Annotated in this window: 18 protein-coding genes, 4 pseudogenes and 1 other annotated feature (1 of these 23 only partly in view); of the genes and pseudogenes, 18 read left to right on the forward strand and 4 right to left on the reverse strand. The window is 35.1% G+C overall.

Annotated features, from left to right (window positions below; translation table 11 throughout):
* Positions 1-77: a binding site (T-box leader), on the forward strand; it begins 169 nt to the left of the window's first position.
* A gap of 103 nt (positions 78-180) precedes the next feature.
* Both ilvD and ilvA read left to right on the forward strand, forming a co-directional pair.
* Entirely contained in the window at positions 181-1,854 is a 1,674-nt protein-coding gene (gene ilvD / locus KPL75_RS23160; RefSeq protein ID WP_219917937.1) for a dihydroxy-acid dehydratase, read from the forward strand.
* Positions 1,855-1,886: 32 nt separating this feature from the next.
* Positions 1,887-3,149 (forward strand): threonine ammonia-lyase IlvA, encoded by a 1,263-nt coding sequence (gene ilvA / locus KPL75_RS23165; RefSeq protein ID WP_219917938.1) that lies wholly within the window; start codon positions 1,887-1,889, stop codon positions 3,147-3,149.
* 99 nt (positions 3,150-3,248) lie between these two features.
* On the opposite strand, the pseudogene KPL75_RS23170 reads toward ilvA, so the two are convergent.
* Positions 3,249-3,463: pseudogene (locus KPL75_RS23170) on the reverse strand (hypothetical protein).
* A gap of 48 nt (positions 3,464-3,511) precedes the next feature.
* Positions 3,512-4,615 carry a CapA family protein gene (locus KPL75_RS23175; protein WP_219917939.1) on the reverse strand — a complete coding sequence of 368 codons (1,104 nt, stop codon included), beginning with the start codon at positions 4,613-4,615 and terminating at the stop codon, positions 3,512-3,514.
* 286 nt (positions 4,616-4,901) lie between these two features.
* Between KPL75_RS23175 and KPL75_RS23180 the strand changes: the two genes are divergently transcribed.
* The 4 genes from KPL75_RS23180 (at position 4,902) to KPL75_RS23195 (ending at position 9,329) form a co-directional block, all read left to right on the forward strand.
* Positions 4,902-5,618 carry a DUF554 domain-containing protein gene (locus KPL75_RS23180; protein WP_219917940.1) on the forward strand — a complete coding sequence of 239 codons (717 nt, stop codon included), beginning with the start codon at positions 4,902-4,904 and terminating at the stop codon, positions 5,616-5,618.
* A gap of 18 nt (positions 5,619-5,636) precedes the next feature.
* Positions 5,637-6,488 (forward strand): GNAT family N-acetyltransferase, encoded by an 852-nt coding sequence (locus KPL75_RS23185; RefSeq protein WP_219917941.1) that lies wholly within the window; start codon positions 5,637-5,639, stop codon positions 6,486-6,488.
* Between the two features lie 167 nt (positions 6,489-6,655).
* Positions 6,656-7,870, forward strand: a complete 1,215-nt coding sequence (locus KPL75_RS23190; RefSeq protein ID WP_219917942.1) for a multidrug efflux MFS transporter — start codon at positions 6,656-6,658, stop codon at positions 7,868-7,870.
* Positions 7,871-7,995: 125 nt separating this feature from the next.
* A protein-coding gene (locus KPL75_RS23195) for an IS3 family transposase (protein ID WP_219917943.1) occupies positions 7,996-9,329 on the forward strand; the annotation gives its coding sequence in 2 pieces (ribosomal slippage) (positions 7,996-8,383 and positions 8,383-9,329; 1,335 coding nt in all).
* A gap of 59 nt (positions 9,330-9,388) precedes the next feature.
* Here the strand turns inward: KPL75_RS23195 and KPL75_RS23200 are convergent.
* Positions 9,389-10,150 (reverse strand): DODA-type extradiol aromatic ring-opening family dioxygenase, encoded by a 762-nt coding sequence (locus tag KPL75_RS23200; RefSeq protein WP_219917944.1) that lies wholly within the window; start codon positions 10,148-10,150, stop codon positions 9,389-9,391.
* Positions 10,151-10,358: 208 nt separating this feature from the next.
* Between KPL75_RS23200 and KPL75_RS23205 the strand changes: the two genes are divergently transcribed.
* The 12 genes and pseudogenes from KPL75_RS23205 to KPL75_RS23255 all read left to right on the forward strand — a co-directional run bounded on the left by KPL75_RS23205 (position 10,359) and on the right by KPL75_RS23255 (position 19,674).
* A complete protein-coding gene (locus KPL75_RS23205; RefSeq protein ID WP_219917945.1) occupies positions 10,359-11,282 on the forward strand; it encodes an alpha/beta hydrolase in 924 nt (307 codons plus the stop codon).
* A gap of 153 nt (positions 11,283-11,435) precedes the next feature.
* The gene (locus tag KPL75_RS23210; protein ID WP_219917946.1) at positions 11,436-12,119 is read left to right on the forward strand and encodes a 5'-methylthioadenosine/adenosylhomocysteine nucleosidase; all 684 of its coding nucleotides are present in this window, start codon (positions 11,436-11,438) and stop codon (positions 12,117-12,119) included.
* Between the two features lie 224 nt (positions 12,120-12,343).
* Positions 12,344-12,787, forward strand: coding sequence for a GNAT family N-acetyltransferase (locus tag KPL75_RS23215; protein ID WP_219917947.1), 444 nt, complete (start codon positions 12,344-12,346; stop codon positions 12,785-12,787).
* Between the two features lie 27 nt (positions 12,788-12,814).
* On the forward strand, positions 12,815-13,174 hold the full coding sequence (locus tag KPL75_RS23220; protein WP_219917948.1) for a YunG family protein: 360 nt from the start codon (positions 12,815-12,817) through the stop codon (positions 13,172-13,174).
* Between the two features lie 53 nt (positions 13,175-13,227).
* Positions 13,228-14,553 (forward strand): bifunctional S-methyl-5'-thioadenosine deaminase/S-adenosylhomocysteine deaminase, encoded by a 1,326-nt coding sequence (locus KPL75_RS23225; RefSeq protein ID WP_219917949.1) that lies wholly within the window; start codon positions 13,228-13,230, stop codon positions 14,551-14,553.
* 88 nt (positions 14,554-14,641) lie between these two features.
* Positions 14,642-14,980: an SGNH/GDSL hydrolase family protein gene (locus KPL75_RS23230; protein WP_219921182.1), complete on the forward strand. Its 339-nt coding sequence runs from the start codon at positions 14,642-14,644 to the stop codon at positions 14,978-14,980.
* A pseudogene (locus KPL75_RS23235) lies at positions 14,977-15,262 on the forward strand (holin family protein); the annotation flags it as partial. The gene KPL75_RS23230 and the pseudogene KPL75_RS23235, both read left to right, overlap by 4 nt.
* Positions 15,262-15,771: pseudogene (locus KPL75_RS23240) on the forward strand (N-acetylmuramoyl-L-alanine amidase); the annotation flags it as partial. The pseudogenes KPL75_RS23235 and KPL75_RS23240, both read left to right, overlap by 1 nt.
* Before the next feature lie 99 nt (positions 15,772-15,870).
* Positions 15,871-16,035 carry an N-acetylmuramoyl-L-alanine amidase C-terminal domain-containing protein gene (locus tag KPL75_RS27870; RefSeq protein ID WP_369811979.1) on the forward strand — a complete coding sequence of 55 codons (165 nt, stop codon included), beginning with the start codon at positions 15,871-15,873 and terminating at the stop codon, positions 16,033-16,035.
* A 143-nt stretch (positions 16,036-16,178) separates the two neighbouring features.
* Positions 16,179-16,401, forward strand: a pseudogene (locus tag KPL75_RS23245) (hypothetical protein); the annotation flags it as partial.
* Positions 16,402-16,583: 182 nt separating this feature from the next.
* Positions 16,584-18,212 carry a peptide ABC transporter substrate-binding protein gene (locus tag KPL75_RS23250; protein ID WP_219917951.1) on the forward strand — a complete coding sequence of 543 codons (1,629 nt, stop codon included), beginning with the start codon at positions 16,584-16,586 and terminating at the stop codon, positions 18,210-18,212.
* A gap of 128 nt (positions 18,213-18,340) precedes the next feature.
* Positions 18,341-19,674, forward strand: a protein-coding gene (locus KPL75_RS23255; RefSeq protein ID WP_258236984.1) for an IS3 family transposase whose coding sequence is annotated in 2 segments (ribosomal slippage) — positions 18,341-18,728 and positions 18,728-19,674 — 1,335 coding nt in all. Because the reading frame shifts where the segments join, the coding sequence is not laid out codon by codon here.
* Between the two features lie 73 nt (positions 19,675-19,747).
* Here the strand turns inward: KPL75_RS23255 and KPL75_RS23260 are convergent.
* The gene (locus tag KPL75_RS23260) at positions 19,748-20,278 is read right to left on the reverse strand and encodes a GNAT family N-acetyltransferase (protein ID WP_219917952.1); all 531 of its coding nucleotides are present in this window, start codon (positions 20,276-20,278) and stop codon (positions 19,748-19,750) included.
* Positions 20,279-20,314 lie beyond the last annotated feature (36 nt).

The raw sequence follows: 20,314 nt of genomic DNA on the forward strand, positions 1-20,314 counted from the left end.
TGATTGGACCTACAGAGCTTATATTTCGTGAGAAGTGTAAGGAAGCTGAGTGGTAACGCGAAACTCTCGCCTCAGCAATCAAAGCTACTATTAAGTAGTAGTTGATTGCTGAGGTGAGAGTTTTTATTTTAACAAATAGATTAAGTAAGAGAAAAAATGTGTAAGAAGGGATTTGACAAGATGAGAAGTGACATGATTAAAAAAGGTTTTGATAAAGCTCCGCATCGTAGTTTATTAAAAGCAACTGGTTTAAAAGATGAAGATTTTGATAAACCATTCGTAGCAATTTGTAATTCTTTTATTGAAATTATTCCAGGTCATAAGCATTTAAATGAGTTTGGAAAACTCGTAAAAGAAGCAGTACGTGCAGCAGGCATGGTTCCATTTGAATTTAATACAATCGGAGTAGATGATGGAATTGCGATGGGGCATATTGGTATGCGTTATTCGCTTCCGAGTCGTGAAATTATTGCAGATTCAGTAGAAACAGTTGTAAATGCACATTGGTTTGATGGAATGATTTGTATTCCAAACTGCGACAAAATTACGCCAGGTATGATGATGGCTGCACTTCGTGTAAACATTCCAACTGTTTTTGTTTCAGGTGGACCGATGGCAGCGGGGAAAACATCTAAAGGGGAAGTTGTCGATTTGAGTTCTGTTTTTGAAGGGGTAGGAGCCTATCAATCTGGGAAAATTACAGAAGAAGAATTAAAGGATATTGAAGATCATGGCTGTCCATCTTGTGGTTCTTGTTCCGGTATGTTTACAGCGAACTCTATGAACTGTTTATGTGAAGTGTTAGGCTTAGCTCTTCCTGGTAACGGGAGTATTTTAGCGATTGATCCAAGACGTGAGGAGTTAATTAAACAAGCAGCAGAAAAATTGAAAATTTTAATTGAAAGAGATATTAAACCACGCGACATTGTAACAGAAGAAGCAATTGATGATGCGTTTGCACTTGATATGGCGATGGGTGGATCAACGAATACAGTATTACACACGTTAGCACTCGCACAAGAGGCGGGATTAGATTACGATATGAACCGCATTGATGCAGTTTCAAGGCGTGTACCGCATTTATGTAAAGTAAGTCCAGCTTCTAATTGGCATATGGAAGATATCGATCGTGCGGGCGGGATTAGTGCAATTTTGAAAGAGATGAGCCGAAAAGAAGGGGTACTCCATCTTGATCGTATAACTGCTACTGGGCAAACGTTACGAGAAAATATCGCTCATGCAGAGATTCAAGATAAGGAAGTGATTCATTCTCTCGAAAATCCTCATAGTGAAGAAGGAGGATTACGTATATTAAAAGGGAACCTTGCGAAAGACGGAGCGGTTATTAAAAGCGGGGCAACAGAAGTAAAACGATTTGAAGGATCTTGCGTTATTTTTAATTCACAAGATGAGGCGCTTGCCGGCATTATGCTTGGGAAAGTTAAGAAAGGGGATGTAGTTGTTATTCGCTATGAAGGACCAAGAGGCGGACCTGGTATGCCGGAAATGTTAGCACCAACATCAGCAATTGCTGGTATGGGATTAGGAGCTGATGTTGCACTTTTAACTGATGGTCGTTTCTCTGGTGCTTCACGTGGTATTTCAGTAGGGCACATTTCACCAGAAGCTGCTGCGGGAGGAACGATTGCACTTCTTGAACAAGGAGATATCGTTTGTATCGATGTTGAGGAACGTTTGTTAGAAGTGAGAGTTAGCGATGAGGAATTAGATAAACGTAAAAAAGAATGGAAACGACCGGAACCAAAAGTGAAAACTGGCTGGCTTGGACGTTATGCGCAGATGGTAACATCGGCGAATACAGGCGCAGTTCTGAAAATTCCGAATTTTGATTGAACCAATATAAAAAGAGATAAGGATGATATGAAATGGTGCAAAATGTAAAGGAGAGAGTGAAAATTGAAGATATCTTAATGGCTCATAATTGCATGAAAGATATCGTTATTAAAACACCGTTACAGCGAGATTCAGTATTATCTGAGGAATATGAATGTGATGTTTATGTGAAACGGGAAGATTTACAAGTTATCCGTTCTTTCAAAATTCGTGGTGCGTATAATTTAATTCAAAGTTTACCGAAAGAAAAGTTACAAAATGGTGTTGTTTGTGCAAGTGCTGGTAATCATGCACAAGGAGTTGCTTATACGTGTAATTTATTGAAGATTTCGTCAATAATTTTCATGCCTACAACGACACCTAAGCAAAAAGTATCACAAGTTGAATTTTTTGGTGGTGATTTCGCAGAAATTGTATTAGTCGGTGATACATTTGATAGTTCTTTCCAAGAGGCGCAGCGCTATTGTGTGGAAAATAGGATGACATTTGTACATCCGTTTGATGATCCTTATGTCGTTGCTGGTCAAGGAACAGTCGCTGTTGAAATTATGCATGATATGGAGAAACCAGTTGATTATATATTTACAGCAATTGGCGGTGGTGGATTAGCATCTGGTATTGGTACATATGTAAAGGGGGTTAGTCCTACTACAAAGGTAATCGGTGTAGAACCGATGGGAGCTGCATCTATGAAAGAAGCTTTTCTTCAAAATGAAAATGTTGCATTAGATAAGATTGATAGTTTTGTTGATGGAGCAGCTGTTAAGAAGGTAGGAAAGTTAACTTTTGAAACTTGTAAAGATGTAATTGATGACATAGTTTTAGTACCAGAGGGAAAGGTTTGTACGACGATTTTAGAACTGTATAAGAAAAATGCAATTGTAGCTGAACCCGCTGGAGCGCTTTCTATTGCGGCACTTGATCTATACAGAGATGAAATAAAGGGAAAAACAGTTGTATGTACGTTGAGTGGTGGGAATAATGATATTGATAGAATGCAAGAAATGAAAGAACGATCTCTTATTTATGAAGGATTAAAGCACTATTTTATCATTGAATTTCCGCAACGTTCAGGAGCACTACGAGAGTTTCTTGATAAAGGATTAGGACCAGAAGATGATATTACTCGCTTTGAGTATATTAAGAAGCATAATAAAGAAAATGGTCCAGCTTTAGTGGGGGTAGAATTAAAACATAGGGAAGACTATGAAGCTTTAATTACCCGTTTTCAAGAAAATAACATTCAATTTGTGGAGCTTAATAAAAATCCTGTGCTGTTTGATTTGCTTATTTAATAAAAGAAAAGAGTTAACATACAATTCTACCTGAAATAAAAAAGATAGATACAAGCGGAGGGAAATCCTGCTTGTTCTATCTTTTTTATTCTTTGAAAGTTAAATGAAATACGCTTCATATTCAAGAAGGATAAAGCTAGTTAACCAAAAAAGTATTGCAATACGAATGATTATGTACATTGTAAATTCAAAGGGAGAAATTTTTCTCTCTCGCTTATTTTTCTTAGAAGTCTAACAGAAAAAACTGAACATAAAAGCAGGATCGCTATAGATATTTCATACACGTTTTCTAATAAGTTTTTTAGCATATTCATCACCTATTTCGTAATGTATGTGTTACAGAGAAATGAATCTCACGCTGTTTAGTTGCGTTTGTTAATTATTTTCCCAGTAGCATTAATTTCTACATCAGTTGAAACGGTTTGTAAATATTGTAGTGCTTTTTTCTTTTCTTCTTCATTTACAGGAGAAATTTGATTGTTTCGTATTATGTAAGGATTGAACGACATTTGAACATCTTCCCCTTTAAATGTTAAGGTCAAAATGCCTGTTTCGGCACTCTTTCCGTTTACGTAGCTCGGGAATAAAAAGTTTCCTAACGAGTATGCGATAGGAACTTTATCGTAATACTCAAATCCTTGTAACCAATGCGGGTGACTTCCAACGATTGCATCAGCACCCGCCTCTACCATTTTCGGAACATATTGTTTCTGGTATTCTATTGGACGATTAGATTTTTCGACGCCCCAATGCATATAGACGATTACATAATCAGCATCTTTCTTTTGCTCTTGAATCGTTTTTGTTACAAGATCTAGATCATATCCGTTTGCAACGCCAGGTTTATTGTCACCAGCTACCCAGTTAAAGTTAGGCATAAAGCGTACAAAGGAAAGAAACTTAAACTTTTTCCCTTTTACAGTTACTTCACGTGCTGTATAGGCATCCTCAACATTTTTTCCAGCTCCGGTGTAAGGGAGCTTTAATTTCTCTACGTGAGAGATGGTGTCTAGTAGTCCATCTTGTCCATAATCAAGCGTATGGTTATTACCGATATTAACGATGTCATATCCAGTATTTTTAATTGCTTGTAGTGTTGAAGGGTCACTTTTAATCCAAAATTGTTGCCCAGGCACTCTTTTTTCTTTTGTTGTAAATGCAGACTCTAAATTAATAAAAGAAATATCAGCTTTCGTTATTTCTTCTTTTACATGTTGGAATGGATAATCAGCCCCATTTTTTTCAATTACGGGACGTAATTGCCAATCGAACATTGTATCACCAGAGAAGGTGAGTGTAATTTCAGGGTCTTCTTTTTTCTTTTCGGTCGTCGAATTTTCTTTACTTGATGTGTTTTGTGTATCTGGTTTATCTTTTGCTTTTGAAATATAAGTGTAATTGATTAATAAAACAATTGGTGTAATGAAAAAGGCTATTAAAAAAAGTCGTTTTAATAAAGTTTTCATAGTTACCGTCCCTTTTTGTTTTATCCCGCTTTGTTTAATTCATAATCAGTAGGGATGAAAAATCTCCCACTGATTAAAGTTTCGTTTTGTCCCGTTATCGTTAATTTCCACAATGAAGTTAACGATGATTGTAGTGAAGGGAAGTTATAGCTAGTTTCATAGATTTTAAAAAAAGCGGGTTTTTAATAGTGAAAATCATTTGTTAATATTCATAATATTAAGTTAACATATAGATAACCTTTAAATCAATGTAGTAATAAAGAATTCAGAGGGTGGAGAATGCAAAATGGTTATATTAGGAGCAGTAGTAAATGGAGTTTGTATTATTTTTGGTACTCTATTTGGTAAATTATTTAGTAATATTCCAGAAAGTATGAAAGGGACGATTATGCATGCAATTGGTTTAACGGTTGCTGTATTGGGACTTCAAATGGCATTGAAGAGTGAAAATTTTCTCGTTGTGATTTTAAGTTTAGTTATTGGTGCGGTAATGGGGGAATGGCTACAATTAGAAGAAAGGTTAACACATTTAGGAGATTGGCTAGAAAGTAAAGTTGGATCGAAAGGTAAAGGGAGTATATCAGAAGGTTTTGTAACAGCAACTCTTATTTTTGCAATTGGAGCAATGGGGATACTTGGTGCATTAGACAGTGGTATTAGAGGGAATCACGATGTTTTATTCACAAAAGCGATTATTGATGGATTCATTTCGATTATATTGACGACAACTCTTGGAATTGGAGTGGTATTTTCAGCAATTCCCGTTATTTTATATGAAGGTGCCATTGCAATTTTTGCAACACAAATTAATAGTTTTGTACCAAAAGAATTAATGAATCAATTTATAGTGGAAATGACAGCTACGGGCGGTATTATGATATTCGCCATTGGATTAAACTTACTTGGAGTTATTAAAATTAAAGTGGCGAATTTACTTCCAGGTATATTGGTGGTTGGAATAATTGTTTCAATTATTTATGGTTACGGTTTGTTAGTAAAGTAGTTGAGGATGGAGATACATATGGAGGAATTTCAATTTACAAAACGTGTTCATAAAATACTGGAGATTGCGGCAAAAGAGACTAAATATAATATAATTCAACCAGTTCATCTTTTTATCGGCATGTGTAAAGAAGGTACAGGAGTGTGCGCAGAGTTATATATGTATTTGTTTCGTAAAGTTGGCACGGATTTTTTAGAAGAACTTTCTTTACAAAAACAATATGAAATAGAGTACATAAAAATAGAACAATATAAATTAGCTAATAAAACGCTAGAAATTTTACAAATAGCGAAGAAACGTATGGAACGTTTTCAGCAAGTATTAATAAATGAAGGACATGTATTATATGCATTATTTCGTTTAGGTACAGTTAGTGAAAAAGTTATAAACAAAGAAATACAAAAAGATGTGTTACGTATTATAGCTGAACCAAGAGATTTAGCTGTTGATTTAAAATGCTTTGATCCTATTTATAATAAATTATCTTGTAATGTTAGGAGAGCTAGCTCTTCTGATTTTGAAAAGTTAGCACGTTTTGTTGAGGATGAGTTTGGTGAACGTTGGTTACATTCGATAGATTATGGATTTCTCACATATAAAGAAAAGTTACCTATTTATATTGCACAGCAGGGCGAAGCGATAGTAGGTTTCGCTTGTTATGATGTAGTGAGGGGAAAGAAAGGATTATTTGGTCCGATGGGGACAGCGAAACAAAATCGTGTGAAAGGTGTAGGGAAGGAATTGTTACATCATTGTTTATATAATATGAAGCAAGACGGATATGAATATGCAATTATTGGACAAGCAGGTCCGATTGAGTTTTATGAGAGAAATTGCAATGCTCGTTTAATACCGATAGAAGATAATTGACCAACTCCATATAGGGGAGTTGGTTTTATTATGAAAAAAATGTGGGATTTAAGTGGTTTTTGCTAGGGAATAGCGGCTTTTGTAATTAAACTTACGTCTAAATCAAATTACTAAACTTTTTACAAAAAAAGGTGTAGAATGGGTATCGAATGAAAGAAGGTGTGAAAATGGCCAGCTGGAAACGAAATTTAATGATTTGTTGGCTAGGTTGTTTTACCACTGCAGCCGGTATGAGTTTAGTAATTCCCTTTTTATCTTTTTATATTGAGGAATTAGGGGTGACCGGCACTTCTAGTATTGCACAGTGGTCGGGACTTGCATTTGGTGTAACGTTTTTAATGGGTGCGATTGTATCACCGATATGGGGAAAGCTCGGTGATATACATGGACGGAAATTGATGCTTATACGTGCTAGCCTTGGTATGGCGGTAATTATGACGCTTATGGGGTTTGTGACGGACGTGTATCAACTAGTCGCACTTCGGTTTTTAATGGGAGCGGTATCAGGTTTCCTTTCTACAGCGATGACATTTATTGCTGCAGAAACTCCGCAAGAACATTCAGGGTGGGCAATTTCTACAATCTCAACTGGGGGCGTGAGCGGTTCATTACTTGGGCCAATACTCGGAGGTTATTTGTCAGAATTAATAGGAATGCGCCATGTTTTTCTAGTTACAGGAGCTTTCTTATTTCTTTCCTTTCTTATCGTCTTTTTTTTCTTACATGAGGAGAAACATTCTGCTAAAGCAAAAAAGGCACAGCCGAAAAAAGTAGGGACGATGGTCCCTGCAAAACATTTAATAATAAGTCTATTTGTAGCAACGTTTATTATTCAGCTTGCAAATATGTCGATTCAACCTATTATTACATTGTACGTAAAGCATTTGACAGGACCAGGAACAGATCATATTGAAATGCTTGCAGGTGCAGTCATGTCTGCGACAGGATTAGCAGTTATTTTGGCAGCGCCTAAATTAGGAAGATTATCAGATCATATCGGTCCTCAAAAAACGTTAGTAGTAGCATTGTTTGCTGCAGGGATTCTCTTTATCCCGCAAGCATTTGTAACCGCGGCTTGGCAACTATTAATTCTTCGTTTTTTATTAGGTATTGCACAAGCAGGACTATTACCTTCCGTACAAACTCTACTAAAACAACATACTCCAACCCATGTAACGGGACGAATATTTGGATATAATCAATCGTTTCAGTTTTTAGGAAATATGATTGGGCCAGTACTTGGTGGACAAATTGCAGCTCATGCGGGATTCCAATATGTTTTCTTATCTACATCATCATTATTATTTATTGCATGTATTTGGGTGTATTTTCATAGTAAGAATGCAGAGGTATCAGAAAAACAACATTTGGAAGTTAGTTAATTAGGTGAATAAAAAAGGGTGAAGCAACTTAAACTGTACCCTATCGAATAGACACTTAAAAAAGTCTATTCGATAGGGTATTTCTTGTATAATAAGAAGAAAATTAGAATCGGAGAACATTCAGAATGACAAAAAAATTATTCACCACAAAGGAAACACAAAACCTATCGAAGAATCCATACGTAAAATCTGTAAGTGAGAAAGGCATTACCTACACAGATGAATTTAAACGTATCTTTATTGAAGAAAATGAAAAGGGAAAACCACCTCGTATTATTTTTGAAGAATGTGGATTTGATATAGACATCATCGGTCTACAACGTGCTGTGTCATCAGGAAATAGATGGCGTACTTCCTATAAGGAAAATGGTGTGTTTGGTTTAAGAGATACACGTAAGGAAAACTCGGGAAGAAAGCTAGAAAGAGAGCTTACATTAGAAGAGAAATATGCACGTTTGGAAGCGGAACGAAACTTATTAAAAGCTGAAAATGAGCTGTTAAAAAAGATCAAATTTATGGAAGGGAGGCTGGGAAAAAAATAACGTTACAACCTAGTCAAAAGTACCTATTAATTCGTTCTATTATTGAAAAATATAGCCTAAAAAATATGGTGAGATATTTGTGTAAAATTGCAGGTGTTTCGCGTTCTGGATACTATAATTATTTTTCCACCACTTCTCAAAGTAGGCGAGAAGAAAGAATACATCAAGATGAAGTGGTGAAGAAACTCATATTAAAGGCATTTCAATTTAAAAATCGAAAGAAAGGGGCGCGTCAAATCAAAATGACATTGGCGGGTCAATTTCAAGTTGTCTACAATTTGAAACGTATCCGTAGAATCATGAAAAAATATGGGATAATCTGTCCCATTCGTAAAGCGAATCCCTATAAAAGAATGTTGAAAGCGACGAAAGAACACTTCGTGGTACCGAATCAATTAAAGCGAGAATTCAGGCAAGGTACACCTGGAAAGGTACTTCTGACAGATATCACATACCTGTTTTATGGTAAGAATCAGAAAGGATATTTATCTACCATTCTAGACGGGTCCACAAATGAAATTTTGGCGTATCATGTTTCAGAACGACTTACACTAGATATCGCAACGACGACTCTTCACAAACTAAAGAAGAATAAGAGAGTGCGATTAACGGAAGGTGCCTATATTCATTCAGATCAAGGAGCTCATTACACAAGTCCTACTTATCAAAAATTAGTCAAAAAATTAAAGCTGGGACAATCTATGTCAAGACGAGGAAACTGTTGGGATAATGCCCCTCAAGAATCTTTTTTCGGGCACTTTAAAGATGAAGCACACATAAAAACTTGTACGTCTTTCCCTCAGTTAAAACAAGAAATTAAAGACTATATGAAATACTATAATCAGCATAGATATCAATGGAATTTAAAGAAGATGACTCCTGTTGAATACAGAAATCATCTTCTTGATGCCGCCTAACTTTTTTTAAAATGTCCTTTACAAAGGGTACAGATTAACTGTTGCTTCATCCTTTTTCATTAAAATTGAAGGGAAAGATAACTTAATGTACCAAGCTCGTAGCTACGGTGAATGACTTTACCGTCGTTCTCACCACTACCCATCGCGATAAATAAAGGAACAAAATGCTCTGCTCTTGGTACTGCTAATTGTGCATGAGGCGCATTATTCTCCCAATTAAACAATGCATCTTTATCATTAGTCTGCATATGTTTTATAAGCCAATCATCAAATTCAATTGCCCATTTTTCGGGTGTAGTTTGATTCCATTTTAAAGCTCGTAAATTATGAACAGTAACCCCGCTACCGATTACTAAAATATCTTCTTGTCCAAGTCCTTGTAATGCTTCTCCAATTTCAAATTGTTCTTTTGCAGAAAGGAATGGATTTACTGATATTTGTATGACAGGAATATTTGCTTCTGGATACATACGGTGCAGGAGTGTCCATGAACCATGATCTAAACCTCTAGTCGTATTTTTATGGACTGGAATGCCTTTGTTTTTAAATTTTGTTTCTAGCATTGACGCAATGCTAGAAGAGCCTTTCGCACGATATTTGATTTCGTATAACTCAGGAGGAAAACCTCCAAAGTCATAAATTGTTTCATATACTTCATCTGAAGAGGAAATCGTTAATACTTCACTTTCCCAGTGAGCGGTAAAAATAACAATAGCTTTCGGTTTATATGTTTCTCCAAGTGTCTTTAAAAAGCGTGTATAGTCTGTATCTTGAATAGCGAGCATTGGTGAACCATGTGCTAAAAATAGTGATGGCATCATAGTAGAGACCTCCTAAAAAATATAATAATTACTTTATGTAAGTAACTATATAATTTTATTTTTAATTCGTCAACATAATAGTTTTATAGCTAATCGGAAAAGTACAGCATTTGTCATAATGAAAGCAATTGCATATAATACATAATAAGAATAATGAATATATATTCATTTTTTAAATAGATACATAATAGATTTGGGGGCTGACGAAATGAACGTACAGGAAAGTTTCGTTACGGCATTGGATGGAACAGAAATTTATTTGTGTAAGTGGTTACCAGAAGGAGATCCGCGAGGGATTATTCAAATTGCGCATGGTATGACAGAACATGCAGGTGTTTATACAGACTTTATTGATGCTTTATTAGAAGCAGGGTATGGTGTTTATGCGCATGATCATAAGGGTCATGGAAAAACAGTGAAAAGAGAAGAAGACTATGGTCATTTTGAACCAAATGTAGGTTGGAACAAGGCTGTGTCTGATGTTATCTTTGTATCAGAAACGATAAAAAAAGAACAGAAATGTCCGCTGTTTCTGCTTGGACATAGTATGGGATCATTTTTATCAAGAAGAGCTGTACAACTTAGAGGCGAGCTATATGATGGATTTCTTATTTCAGGAACTGGAGGGAATCCGGGTCTTTTAGGAATCATCGGTCATAAAGTAGCGACAATTGAGATGAAACTACGCGGAGTGAAAACGAAAAGTCCGATGCTAAACTTTTTATCCTTCGGAAACTTCAACTCACACTTTAAGCCGAATCGTACAAAATTTGATTGGTTATCTTCAGATAACAGCCAAGTAGATAAATATATTAAAGATCCGTTATGTGGCTTTATTTGCACAACAAGTTTTTATCGAGAATTATTTCATGGTGTATTAGAAGTAAATAAATTAGAAGAATACAAGAAAACGCCAAAAAATCTTCCGATACATATATTTTCTGGAGATCGTGATCCAGTTGGAGATATGGGGAAAGGTGTAAAAGAAGTATATGAAAACTATAAAAAATGTGGTGTGAAAGACGTGACACTACGTTTATATGAAAATGGAAGACATGAAATGTTCCATGAAGTGAATAGAGATGAAGTGTTTAAAGATTTAATTTCTTGGTTAGATGCGCATAATAAATGAGAATGAAAGCTAAGCCCAAACTGTTTGTAGTTCGGGCTTGTATTTATAGATAGTGACGATAGTAGTGGATGGAGTTTTCATAGCTTATATATTTGAAGATCGATTGAATTCCTATATAAGTGTTATATATAAATTTAGTGAGGAGATGAGTGTATGAAATTTGGAATTATTGGGCCATCAGAAGATGAAATTATGCCTTTTATTGAAGGAATGTCTAATAAAAAAATAACGAATCTTGCGATGTTAACGTTTCATAGTGGGACATATGAAAATGTAGAAGTTGTTGCATTATATTGTGGTGTATGTAAAGTTAATGCAGCTATTGCAGCTCAAATATTAATAGATAAGTTTAACGTGACGCATATTATTGTAACAGGTGTTGCAGGAGCAATCGACAAAGTATTGAAAATTGGAGATACAGTCATTTCAACAGAAATAGCATATCACGATGTTGATGAAGGGATATTAACTGAATATCATCCGTGGATGGAAAGTGTATACTTTAAAACGGATAGCAATCTTCTTGAGTTGAGCCGAGAAGTGATCGAGAACAATCAATTCGCTCAAAATGTTTACTTTGGCAAGATAGTTACTGGGGAAGCATTTATTAGTGAAAGTGGCCGTACAGAAATAATTTCTAAATACAGCCCACTTTGTGTAGATATGGAAACTGCAAGTATAGCCCACGTCTGTTATGCAAACTCGATTCCATTTATAGCAGTGAGATCAATAACAGATACAGAAGAAGCGTCAGGCATAGAAGTATTTGAAGATAATTGTGTTTCGGCTTCACATCATTCAATTCATTTTGTTAAAAAGTTACTAGAATCGTTGTAAAACACATAGCTCTACTTTGAGAAAAAGCGAGTACTGAACTATAAGGAGCACGTGTAATACTGCTCTGTAGTTGAGTGTTTGCTTTTATTTTATGAACTAAATGCGTGGAGATTTAAGTATTACAGCGAGGGATAGTAAAGATATTTATAGAATAATTGTAAAGTATCGCATTTTACTATGGAATATGAAAATAGAACTACAAGTAATAAAAGAGAGGTTAAACTATGCAAATACGAGAAGCTGCATTAGCAGAAGCAAATGAATTAAGTGAACTCGCACTACATTCAAAAGCAACGTGGAATTATAGTGAAGAATTCATACTTTCTTGTAAGGAAGAGTTAACAATTACAGAAGAGTACATAAAAAATAATTTTGTATATGTTTTAGAAAATAATAATATGAAGATTGGATTTTTCTCGTTTTTACGCAATGAAAATGCTCTTGATTTCCTATACATTCATCCTTGTTTTAAAGGGAAAGGCTACGGGAAAATAATTTGGGAGTTTGTAATAGAGCAAGCAAATGAATTAGGAATAAAAAGTTTTACGATTGATAGTGATCCGAATGCAAAAGGCTATTACTTGAAAATGGGAGCAAAGCTAATCGGAGAGACACCATCAACGGTATTTAAGAATCGACTTTTACCTCTTTTGCAATATTATGTGTAAAACTATTAATGTCAGGGGAAGATGAGAGTGGATAATGTGAAGAAAAAACAAATATATGACATGTTAATAAAATCGTGGTCGATTGAAACAAGTTCAAAGTGGACGAGTGGAAATCCGGCAAAGGGACAATGTGGTGTAACAGCTCTAGTCGTTCAAGAAATATACGGAGGAAAAATTAAAAAGACAAAAGTAGGAGAGGTGTGGCATTTTTATAACTTTATAGACGGGCAGAGGGTTGATTTTACAGAGACGCAATTTAATGAAAAATTGAATTATATGGGCGTGGAATCAAATCGGGAAGAAGCATTTGTAGATACAGATGAAAAGCAATATGGCATTTTGAAGGAAAAGATAACGAAAGAATTTAAATTATCTTTTGACTCTTAATCTTTAATAAGTTACTATAATGGTGGTAACTTATTAAAGGGAACTTCATAGAGTTGAAAGGGGAAATACTTTTGAAAACAACTTATGTAAACGCTACAATTGCAACGATGAATGAAAAAAATGAAGTGATAGAAAATGGATATATCATTGTAGAAAATGATCAAATTATAGATGTAAATAGCGGAGAATTCGCTAACGATTTTGAAGTAGATGAAGTAATTGACATGAAAGGAAAGTGGGTTTTACCAGGGCTTGTAAATACACATACACATGTTGTTATGAGTCTTTTGAGAGGTATTGGCGATGATATGTTATTACAGCCATGGCTTGAGACGAGAATTTGGCCACTTGAAAGTCAGTTTACTCCAGAACTTGCGGTCGCTAGTACGGAATTAGGATTACTTGAAATGGTGAAAAGTGGTACAACATCATTCTCAGATATGTTTAATCCAATTGGAGTAGACCAAGATGCAATTATGGAAACGGTATCAAGGAGTGGAATGCGAGCTGCTGTTTCAAGAACCTTATTTAGCTTTGGAACGAAAGAAGATGAAAAGAAAGCAATTGAAGAAGCTGAGAAATATGTGAAGCGTTATTATAACGAAAGTGGAATGTTAACTACGATGGTTGCGCCGCATAGTCCATATACATGTTCCACAGAACTGTTAGAAGAGTGTGCGCGTATTGCAGTAGAAAATCAAACTATGGTTCATATTCACCTTTCGGAAACAGAGCGTGAAGTACGTGATATTGAAGCACAGTACGGAAAACGTCCAGTAGAATATGCAGCAAGTTGCGGATTGTTTAAACGCCCAACAGTTATTGCGCACGGTGTGGTATTAAATGAAAATGAGCGTGCATTTTTAGCAGAACATGATGTTCGAGTAGCTCATAATCCGAATAGTAATTTAAAACTAGGTTCTGGTATAGCGAATGTAAAAGCGATGCTAGAAGCAGGAATTAAAGTAGGGATTGCAACAGATAGTGTTGCGTCTAATAATAATTTAGATATGTTTGAAGAAATGCGCATTGCAACTTTATTACAAAAAGGTATTCATCAAGACGCAACAGCATTGCCAGTAGAAACAGCTCTTTCTCTAGCGACAAAAGGAGCTGCAGAAGTAATTGGGATGAAACAAACGGGATCAATTGAGGTTGGAAAATGTGCCGATTTTATTACGATTGATCCGTCTAATAAGCCGCATTTACAGCCAGCAGATGAAGTGTTATCACATCTTGTGTATGCTGCTAGTGGAAAAGATATAAGTGATGTAATTATTAACGGTAAATGTGTTGTTTGGAATGGTGAATGTAAAACATTAGATGAAGAGCGTATTATATTTGAAGCAAGTCGTTATAAACGAGGTCTACAAAGATAGGTATTTATATACCTTTTTGAGAAAGCTATCCTTTCTAGGAAATAGAATAGGGTAGCTTTTTTTATTGAACAACTAAGTATTCAAAATAATGTCACATCTTTCTATTGATATTTTTGCTGCAATTTGGGCTGTATTAGGAGATAGTATTACATCACTAAATTATGCAGAAACTCCTTATTGGAAAGTGATTAGTAATGCTAATAATATAATTCCTTACAACTATGGTATTTCGGGGTCTCGTATAGCAGTGTGGGAAGGACACGACCAGCCAATGTGTACAAGACATGCAAACATGACCGATGATGCAGATATCATTACTGTTTTCGGAGGTACAAATGATTACGGGAATACGGTTACACTTGGAACAATAAACAGTGTTGATACAGGTACTTTTTACGGAGCATTGAATGTCCTGTGTGCAGGTTAAAAAGTAAAGTTGGCTTCAAAGGCATCGCAAAAAGGCGGTGCTTTTTCTTTTGATCGGAGTGGCAGCCCAATTAGATACAGCACTTGGAAGTAATAGTGCTATTCGTGAAGCGACAATTTTTTTTATCGGAAATGAGTTGCTTCACTTTTAGAAAACGCTGGTCGTATGGGAATTCTGCTACCTTCAGCACTAACGAATGTAGTTGGAATTTTAAGTGACAAGAGCAATAAGAGCAATAAGACAAGTTCTGAATATGATAATAAAAAAGGAGATGTTGAATAATGACGCGTTATAGTTTACACGGAGGGCACAACAGTATTGTACAAGGGGCTAATTCTGGAAATCGAAAAGAGCATATTATGGATCGGCAGGTGAAAGATGCGGTGGCAGCTAAGTTAAGAGCTTTAGGACACACAGTCTATGATGATACAGACGAAGTAGGGAGCACTCAAGCGCAAAATTTAAATAATATCGTTCGGAATAGTAATTCCCACAATGTGGATTTGGTTGTTTTTTTTCATCTTAATGCAGCTGATGGGAATGGGCAGGGTGTGGAAGTTCTGTATTATGATCAGAAAGACCTAGCGGCTAAAATCTCAGCTCAACTAGCAAAAGATATTGGATGGCGTGATCGTGGTGCGAAACAACGTACAGATTTAGCTGTATTGAATGGAACTAAAGCACCAGCTATTCTTATCGAATTAGGATTCATCGATAACGAATCCGACATGGCTAAATGGAATATTGATAAAATCGCAAATTCTATCGTATATGCTCTAACGGGACAAACTGTTGGGGATGGTGGAGGAAACGGCGGTTCTAATAGTGGATATCAATATGTTAAGTCTGGTGAATTCGGTATAAACTATCTAAATGAAGCGATTCAAGCTATGGTTGAACGAGGAACAAAGGGAAAAGTTGTTGTTAATCCATTAACAGGTCTCGCTTATATCCAAACTGAGGTATTGCCTAATTCAGAACTAGATAAAATCACTTGGTGGATGGATACTCGACCAGGTGGTAAGTGGTGGTATGAATATATTAAAGTGAATTAATAATTTTTTAACAAAAGAATAGTTTGGTGACAAAAAATAAAAGCCGTTAATTACGGCTTTTATTTTTATTTTTGAGGATGAGCTACCTCCATTCTTTATTTCATCTGGAATGATGATTTCAATGTTACCCCATATTTTTTTATATTCCTGATGTGAAATTTCGTGACGAAGAAGGGATACTTCATGGAGTCGAATTAGATCGGTCACAGAAAATGAAAGTGAATGAAGAGAAGTTAAAAAAGTATGAAGAGTTCACACAAATATATAAGTAGAAATATAACGGGAAGATACCAGTCATTCATTTCTTTACAGTTACCAGCTAAGTATGATGTGTTTGTGAAAGTGTATGTAATAGAAGAAATATAAAAAGTGCTAACAAGTTTGCAAACGAAATTGCTAACACCTATACGAAATAGACATAAAATATCGCTGATACGTCGCTTGATAAAACGATAATAATTAAGCACTTATAATGAATAATGGTTTATTATAATAGAAGTCACAAAATATAGCGTTTTATAATATTTTATACTTAAGGAGAACAATTCATGAAGCGAAAAAAGAGCCATTTAATGGTAATGGCAATTATTACATCGTTACTTTTAACAGCTTGTAGTAATAAAGCGAATAAAAGTGATACAGAGGCTAAAAAACAAGTGTTAAATGTAACAGTATCAGAAGAAATTCCTTCACTTGATACTGCAAAAACGATGGATGGTACGTCAGCCCATGTTATGCAAAACATATTTGAAGGGTTGTATGTGCTAAATGATCAGGATGATCCTATTCCGGCAGTAGCAAAATCATTTACAAGAAGTGAAGATGGTAAAAAATATACATTTGATTTGCGTAAAGATGCAAAATGGTCAAATGGAGACAATGTAACAGCAAATGACTTTATGTATGCATGGAAACGTGCAGTTAACCCGCAAACGGCATCTCAATATGCATACATGCTCTTTCATGTGAAAAATGCGAAAGAAATAAATAAGGGAACAATGTCACTTGATGAACTTGGGGTTAAAGTTATAAATGATTATAAGTTAGAAGTTGAACTTGAACAGCCAATTCCGTATTTTTTACAGTTGTTAGCACTGCCTATATACTTACCACAGCATGAATCATTTTTGAAAGAACAAGGAAATAAATACGGATTGGAACCTAGTAATCTCATATATAACGGCCCATTTGTATTAGAAAAATGGAAACATGAAAAAGAGTTCCAATTAAAGAAGAATGCTACATATTGGGATCAAAAGAAAGTGAAATTAGACGAAATAAATTTTCATATCGTAAAGGATACAATGACGGCTGTAAATTTATATGAGGCTGGCGATTTGGATCGAGTACCTATTAATTCTCAAGTTGTAGACAAGTATAAAGGGAATAAGGAATTACATATGTCAAGTGATCCTGGAATCGCTATGCTACGTTTTAATGAGAAAAATAATGCGTTAGCCAATAAGAAAATACGTCAATCTATCTCATTAGCATTAAATAAAGATGATTTCGTTGCCCACTTTATTAATAACGGGGCAAAACCTGCAAGTGGACTTGTACCAGTTGGTCATATGAATGAAGAGACTGGCAAAGATTTTAGAAAAGAAAACGGAGATATTTCTTCATATGATTTGCAAAATGCGAAAAAGATTTGGGAAGAAGCGAAAAAAGAACTTGGAGTAGAAGAAGTAAAACTCGAATTTTTAACGTTTGAACAAGATAACGCAAAACGTATGGCGGAATATATAAAAGGTGATTTAGAAAAGCATTTGCAAGGATTAACGATACACATTAAACAACAGCCATTTAAGCAAAAATTACAATTAGAACAAACAGGCGATTACGATATATCTATGGCAAATTGGGGACCTGACTATAAAGACCCAATTAGTTATTTAGAGTTATTTACGACGGATAATCCGAATAATAAAATGAATTATTCTAACATTCACTACGATGAACTAATAAAAAAAGCTAAAAGCGACCTAGTACTAGATCAGAAGAAAAGGTGGGAAACTCTGCAAGAGGTTGAACATATCCTATTAGAGGACGCTGCGGTAGCACCGCTTTACCATATTGGTTCAGCCTATGTACAAAAGGATTATGTAAAAGGAATTGAAAAGCATCAATTTGGTGGCGTTTATACTTATAAGAATGCTTATATTGATAAGAGGTAAAATTATTTATATAAAAAAAGAAACCTTACTTTTAAACTGTACCCTATCGAATAGACACTTAAAAAAGTCTATTCGATAGGGTATTTCTTGTATAATAAGAAGAAAATTAGAATCGGAGAACATTCAGAATGACAAAAAAATTATTCACCACAAAGGAAACACAAAACCTATCGAAGAATCCATACGTAAAATCTGTAAGTGAGAAAGGCATTACCTACACAGATGAATTTAAACGTATCTTTATTGAAGAAAATGAAAAGGGAAAACCACCTCGTATTATTTTTGAAGAATGTGGATTTGATATAGACATCATCGGTCTACAACGTGCTGTGTCATCAGGAAATAGATGGCGTACTTCCTATAAGGAAAATGGTGTGTTTGGTTTAAGAGATACACGTAAGGAAAACTCGGGAAGAAAGCTAGAAAGAGAGCTTACATTAGAAGAGAAATATGCACGTTTGGAAGCGGAACGAAACTTATTAAAAGCTGAAAATGAGCTGTTAAAAAAGATCAAATTTATGGAAGGGAGGATGGGAAAAAAATAACGTTACAACCTAGTCAAAAGTACCTATTAATTCGTTCTATTATTGAAAAATATAGCCTAAAAAATATGGTGAGATATTTGTGTAAAATTGCAGGTGTTTCGCGTTCTGGATACTATAATTATTTTTCCACCACTTCTCAAAGTAGGCGAGAAGAAAGAATACATCAAGATGAAGTGGTGAAGAAACTCATATTAAAGGCATTTCAATTTAAAAATCGAAAGAAAGGGGCGCGCCAAATCAAAATGACATTGGCGGGTCAATTTCAAGTTGTCTACAATTTGAAACGTATCCGTAGAATCATGAAAAAATATGGGATAATCTGTCCCATTCGTAAAGCGAATCCCTATAAAAGAATGTTGAAAGCGACGAAAGAACACTTCGTGGTACCGAATCAATTAAAGCGAGAATTCAGGCAAGGTGCACCTGGAAAGGTACTTCTGACAGATATCACATACCTGTTTTATGGTAAGAATCAGAAAGGATATTTATCTACCATTCTAGACGGGTCCACAAATGAAATTTTGGCGTATCATGTTTCAGAACGACTTACACTAGATATCGCAACGACGACTCTTCACAAACTAAAGAAGAATAAGAGAGTGCGATTAACGGAAGGTGCCTATATTCATTCAGATCAAGGAGCTCATTACACAAGTCCTACTTATCAAAAATTAGTCAAAAAATTAAAGCTGGGACAATCTATGTCAAGACGAGGAAACTGTTGGGATAATGCCCCTCAAGAATCTTTTTTCGGGCACTTTAAAGATGAAGCGCACATAAAAACTTGTACGTCTTTCCCTCAGTTAAAACAAGAAATTAAAGACTATATGAAATACTATAATCAGCATAGATATCAATGGAATTTAAAGAAGATGACTCCTGTTGAATACAGAAATCATCTTCTTGATGCCGCCTAACTTTTTTTAAAATGTCCTTTACAAAGGGTACAGATTATTTTAAGAGTGAGGTTTCTTTTTTATATAATTTCTATTAAACCGATTTTAATAAAGAATAAAAATTCGTATCATATGGAATATCATCTTGATACATATAATTTTTTAGAACGCCTTCTTTTTCAAAACCTAATTTTAATAGCACCTTATTTGAAGCTTCATTTTCAAGAAAGACAATTGCACCAATACGTTTTAAATGAAGCGTGTGGAAACCGTATGATATAACCTCAGAAACCGCTTCCATAGCATAACCATTTCCCCAGTGTTCAGGGAGAAAGGCATAACTTATATTTGCTCGTTTATGCTCAGAAGACCAATCGTGAAAACCAATTGATCCAATGAGTTCTTTCTTATCTTTTAATTCGATTCCCCATTTTATACCGTTTCTTGCATTGTAGCTCAACTTGAAATTATTAATAATTTGCTTTACTTGATCTACATTCTGTAATGGTTTTTGGCCATAATAGCGCAGTACATCAGTATTAGAAAAGCATTGTAGTATACCCGGTGCATCTTCTTCCGTAAGTTCTCGCAAAATGAGTCGGTCAGTTTTTAATATAGGAAACATATTTTCACTCCATTTCTTATGAAACTAGAATGCATT

The sequence above is a fragment of the Bacillus sp. NP247 genome (genome assembly GCF_018966865.1).
Classification (GTDB): domain Bacteria; phylum Bacillota; class Bacilli; order Bacillales; family Bacillaceae_G; genus Bacillus_A.

What these genes read in the sequence shown, in the direction of transcription:
- KPL75_RS23190 (WP_219917942.1), top strand. Translation starts at nt 6,656, where the DNA reads ATGGCCAGCTGGAAACGAAATTTAATGATTTGTTGGCTAGGTTGTTTT.
- KPL75_RS23210 (WP_219917946.1), top strand. Translation starts at nt 11,436, where the DNA reads ATGAAATTTGGAATTATTGGGCCATCAGAAGATGAAATTATGCCTTTT.
- ilvD (WP_219917937.1), top strand. Translation starts at nt 181, where the DNA reads ATGAGAAGTGACATGATTAAAAAAGGTTTTGATAAAGCTCCGCATCGT.
- ilvA (WP_219917938.1), top strand. Translation starts at nt 1,887, where the DNA reads ATGGTGCAAAATGTAAAGGAGAGAGTGAAAATTGAAGATATCTTAATG.
- KPL75_RS23185 (WP_219917941.1), top strand. Translation starts at nt 5,637, where the DNA reads ATGGAGGAATTTCAATTTACAAAACGTGTTCATAAAATACTGGAGATT.
- KPL75_RS23230 (WP_219921182.1), top strand. Translation starts at nt 14,642, where the DNA reads ATGTCACATCTTTCTATTGATATTTTTGCTGCAATTTGGGCTGTATTA.
- KPL75_RS23205 (WP_219917945.1), top strand. Translation starts at nt 10,359, where the DNA reads ATGAACGTACAGGAAAGTTTCGTTACGGCATTGGATGGAACAGAAATT.
- KPL75_RS23260 (WP_219917952.1), bottom strand. Translation starts at nt 20,278, where the DNA reads ATGTTTCCTATATTAAAAACTGACCGACTCATTTTGCGAGAACTTACG.
- KPL75_RS23180 (WP_219917940.1), top strand. Translation starts at nt 4,902, where the DNA reads ATGGTTATATTAGGAGCAGTAGTAAATGGAGTTTGTATTATTTTTGGT.
- KPL75_RS23215 (WP_219917947.1), top strand. Translation starts at nt 12,344, where the DNA reads ATGCAAATACGAGAAGCTGCATTAGCAGAAGCAAATGAATTAAGTGAA.
- KPL75_RS23175 (WP_219917939.1), bottom strand. Translation starts at nt 4,615, where the DNA reads ATGAAAACTTTATTAAAACGACTTTTTTTAATAGCCTTTTTCATTACA.
- KPL75_RS27870 (WP_369811979.1), top strand. Translation starts at nt 15,871, where the DNA reads ATGGTTGAACGAGGAACAAAGGGAAAAGTTGTTGTTAATCCATTAACA.
- KPL75_RS23200 (WP_219917944.1), bottom strand. Translation starts at nt 10,150, where the DNA reads ATGATGCCATCACTATTTTTAGCACATGGTTCACCAATGCTCGCTATT.
- KPL75_RS23250 (WP_219917951.1), top strand. Translation starts at nt 16,584, where the DNA reads ATGAAGCGAAAAAAGAGCCATTTAATGGTAATGGCAATTATTACATCG.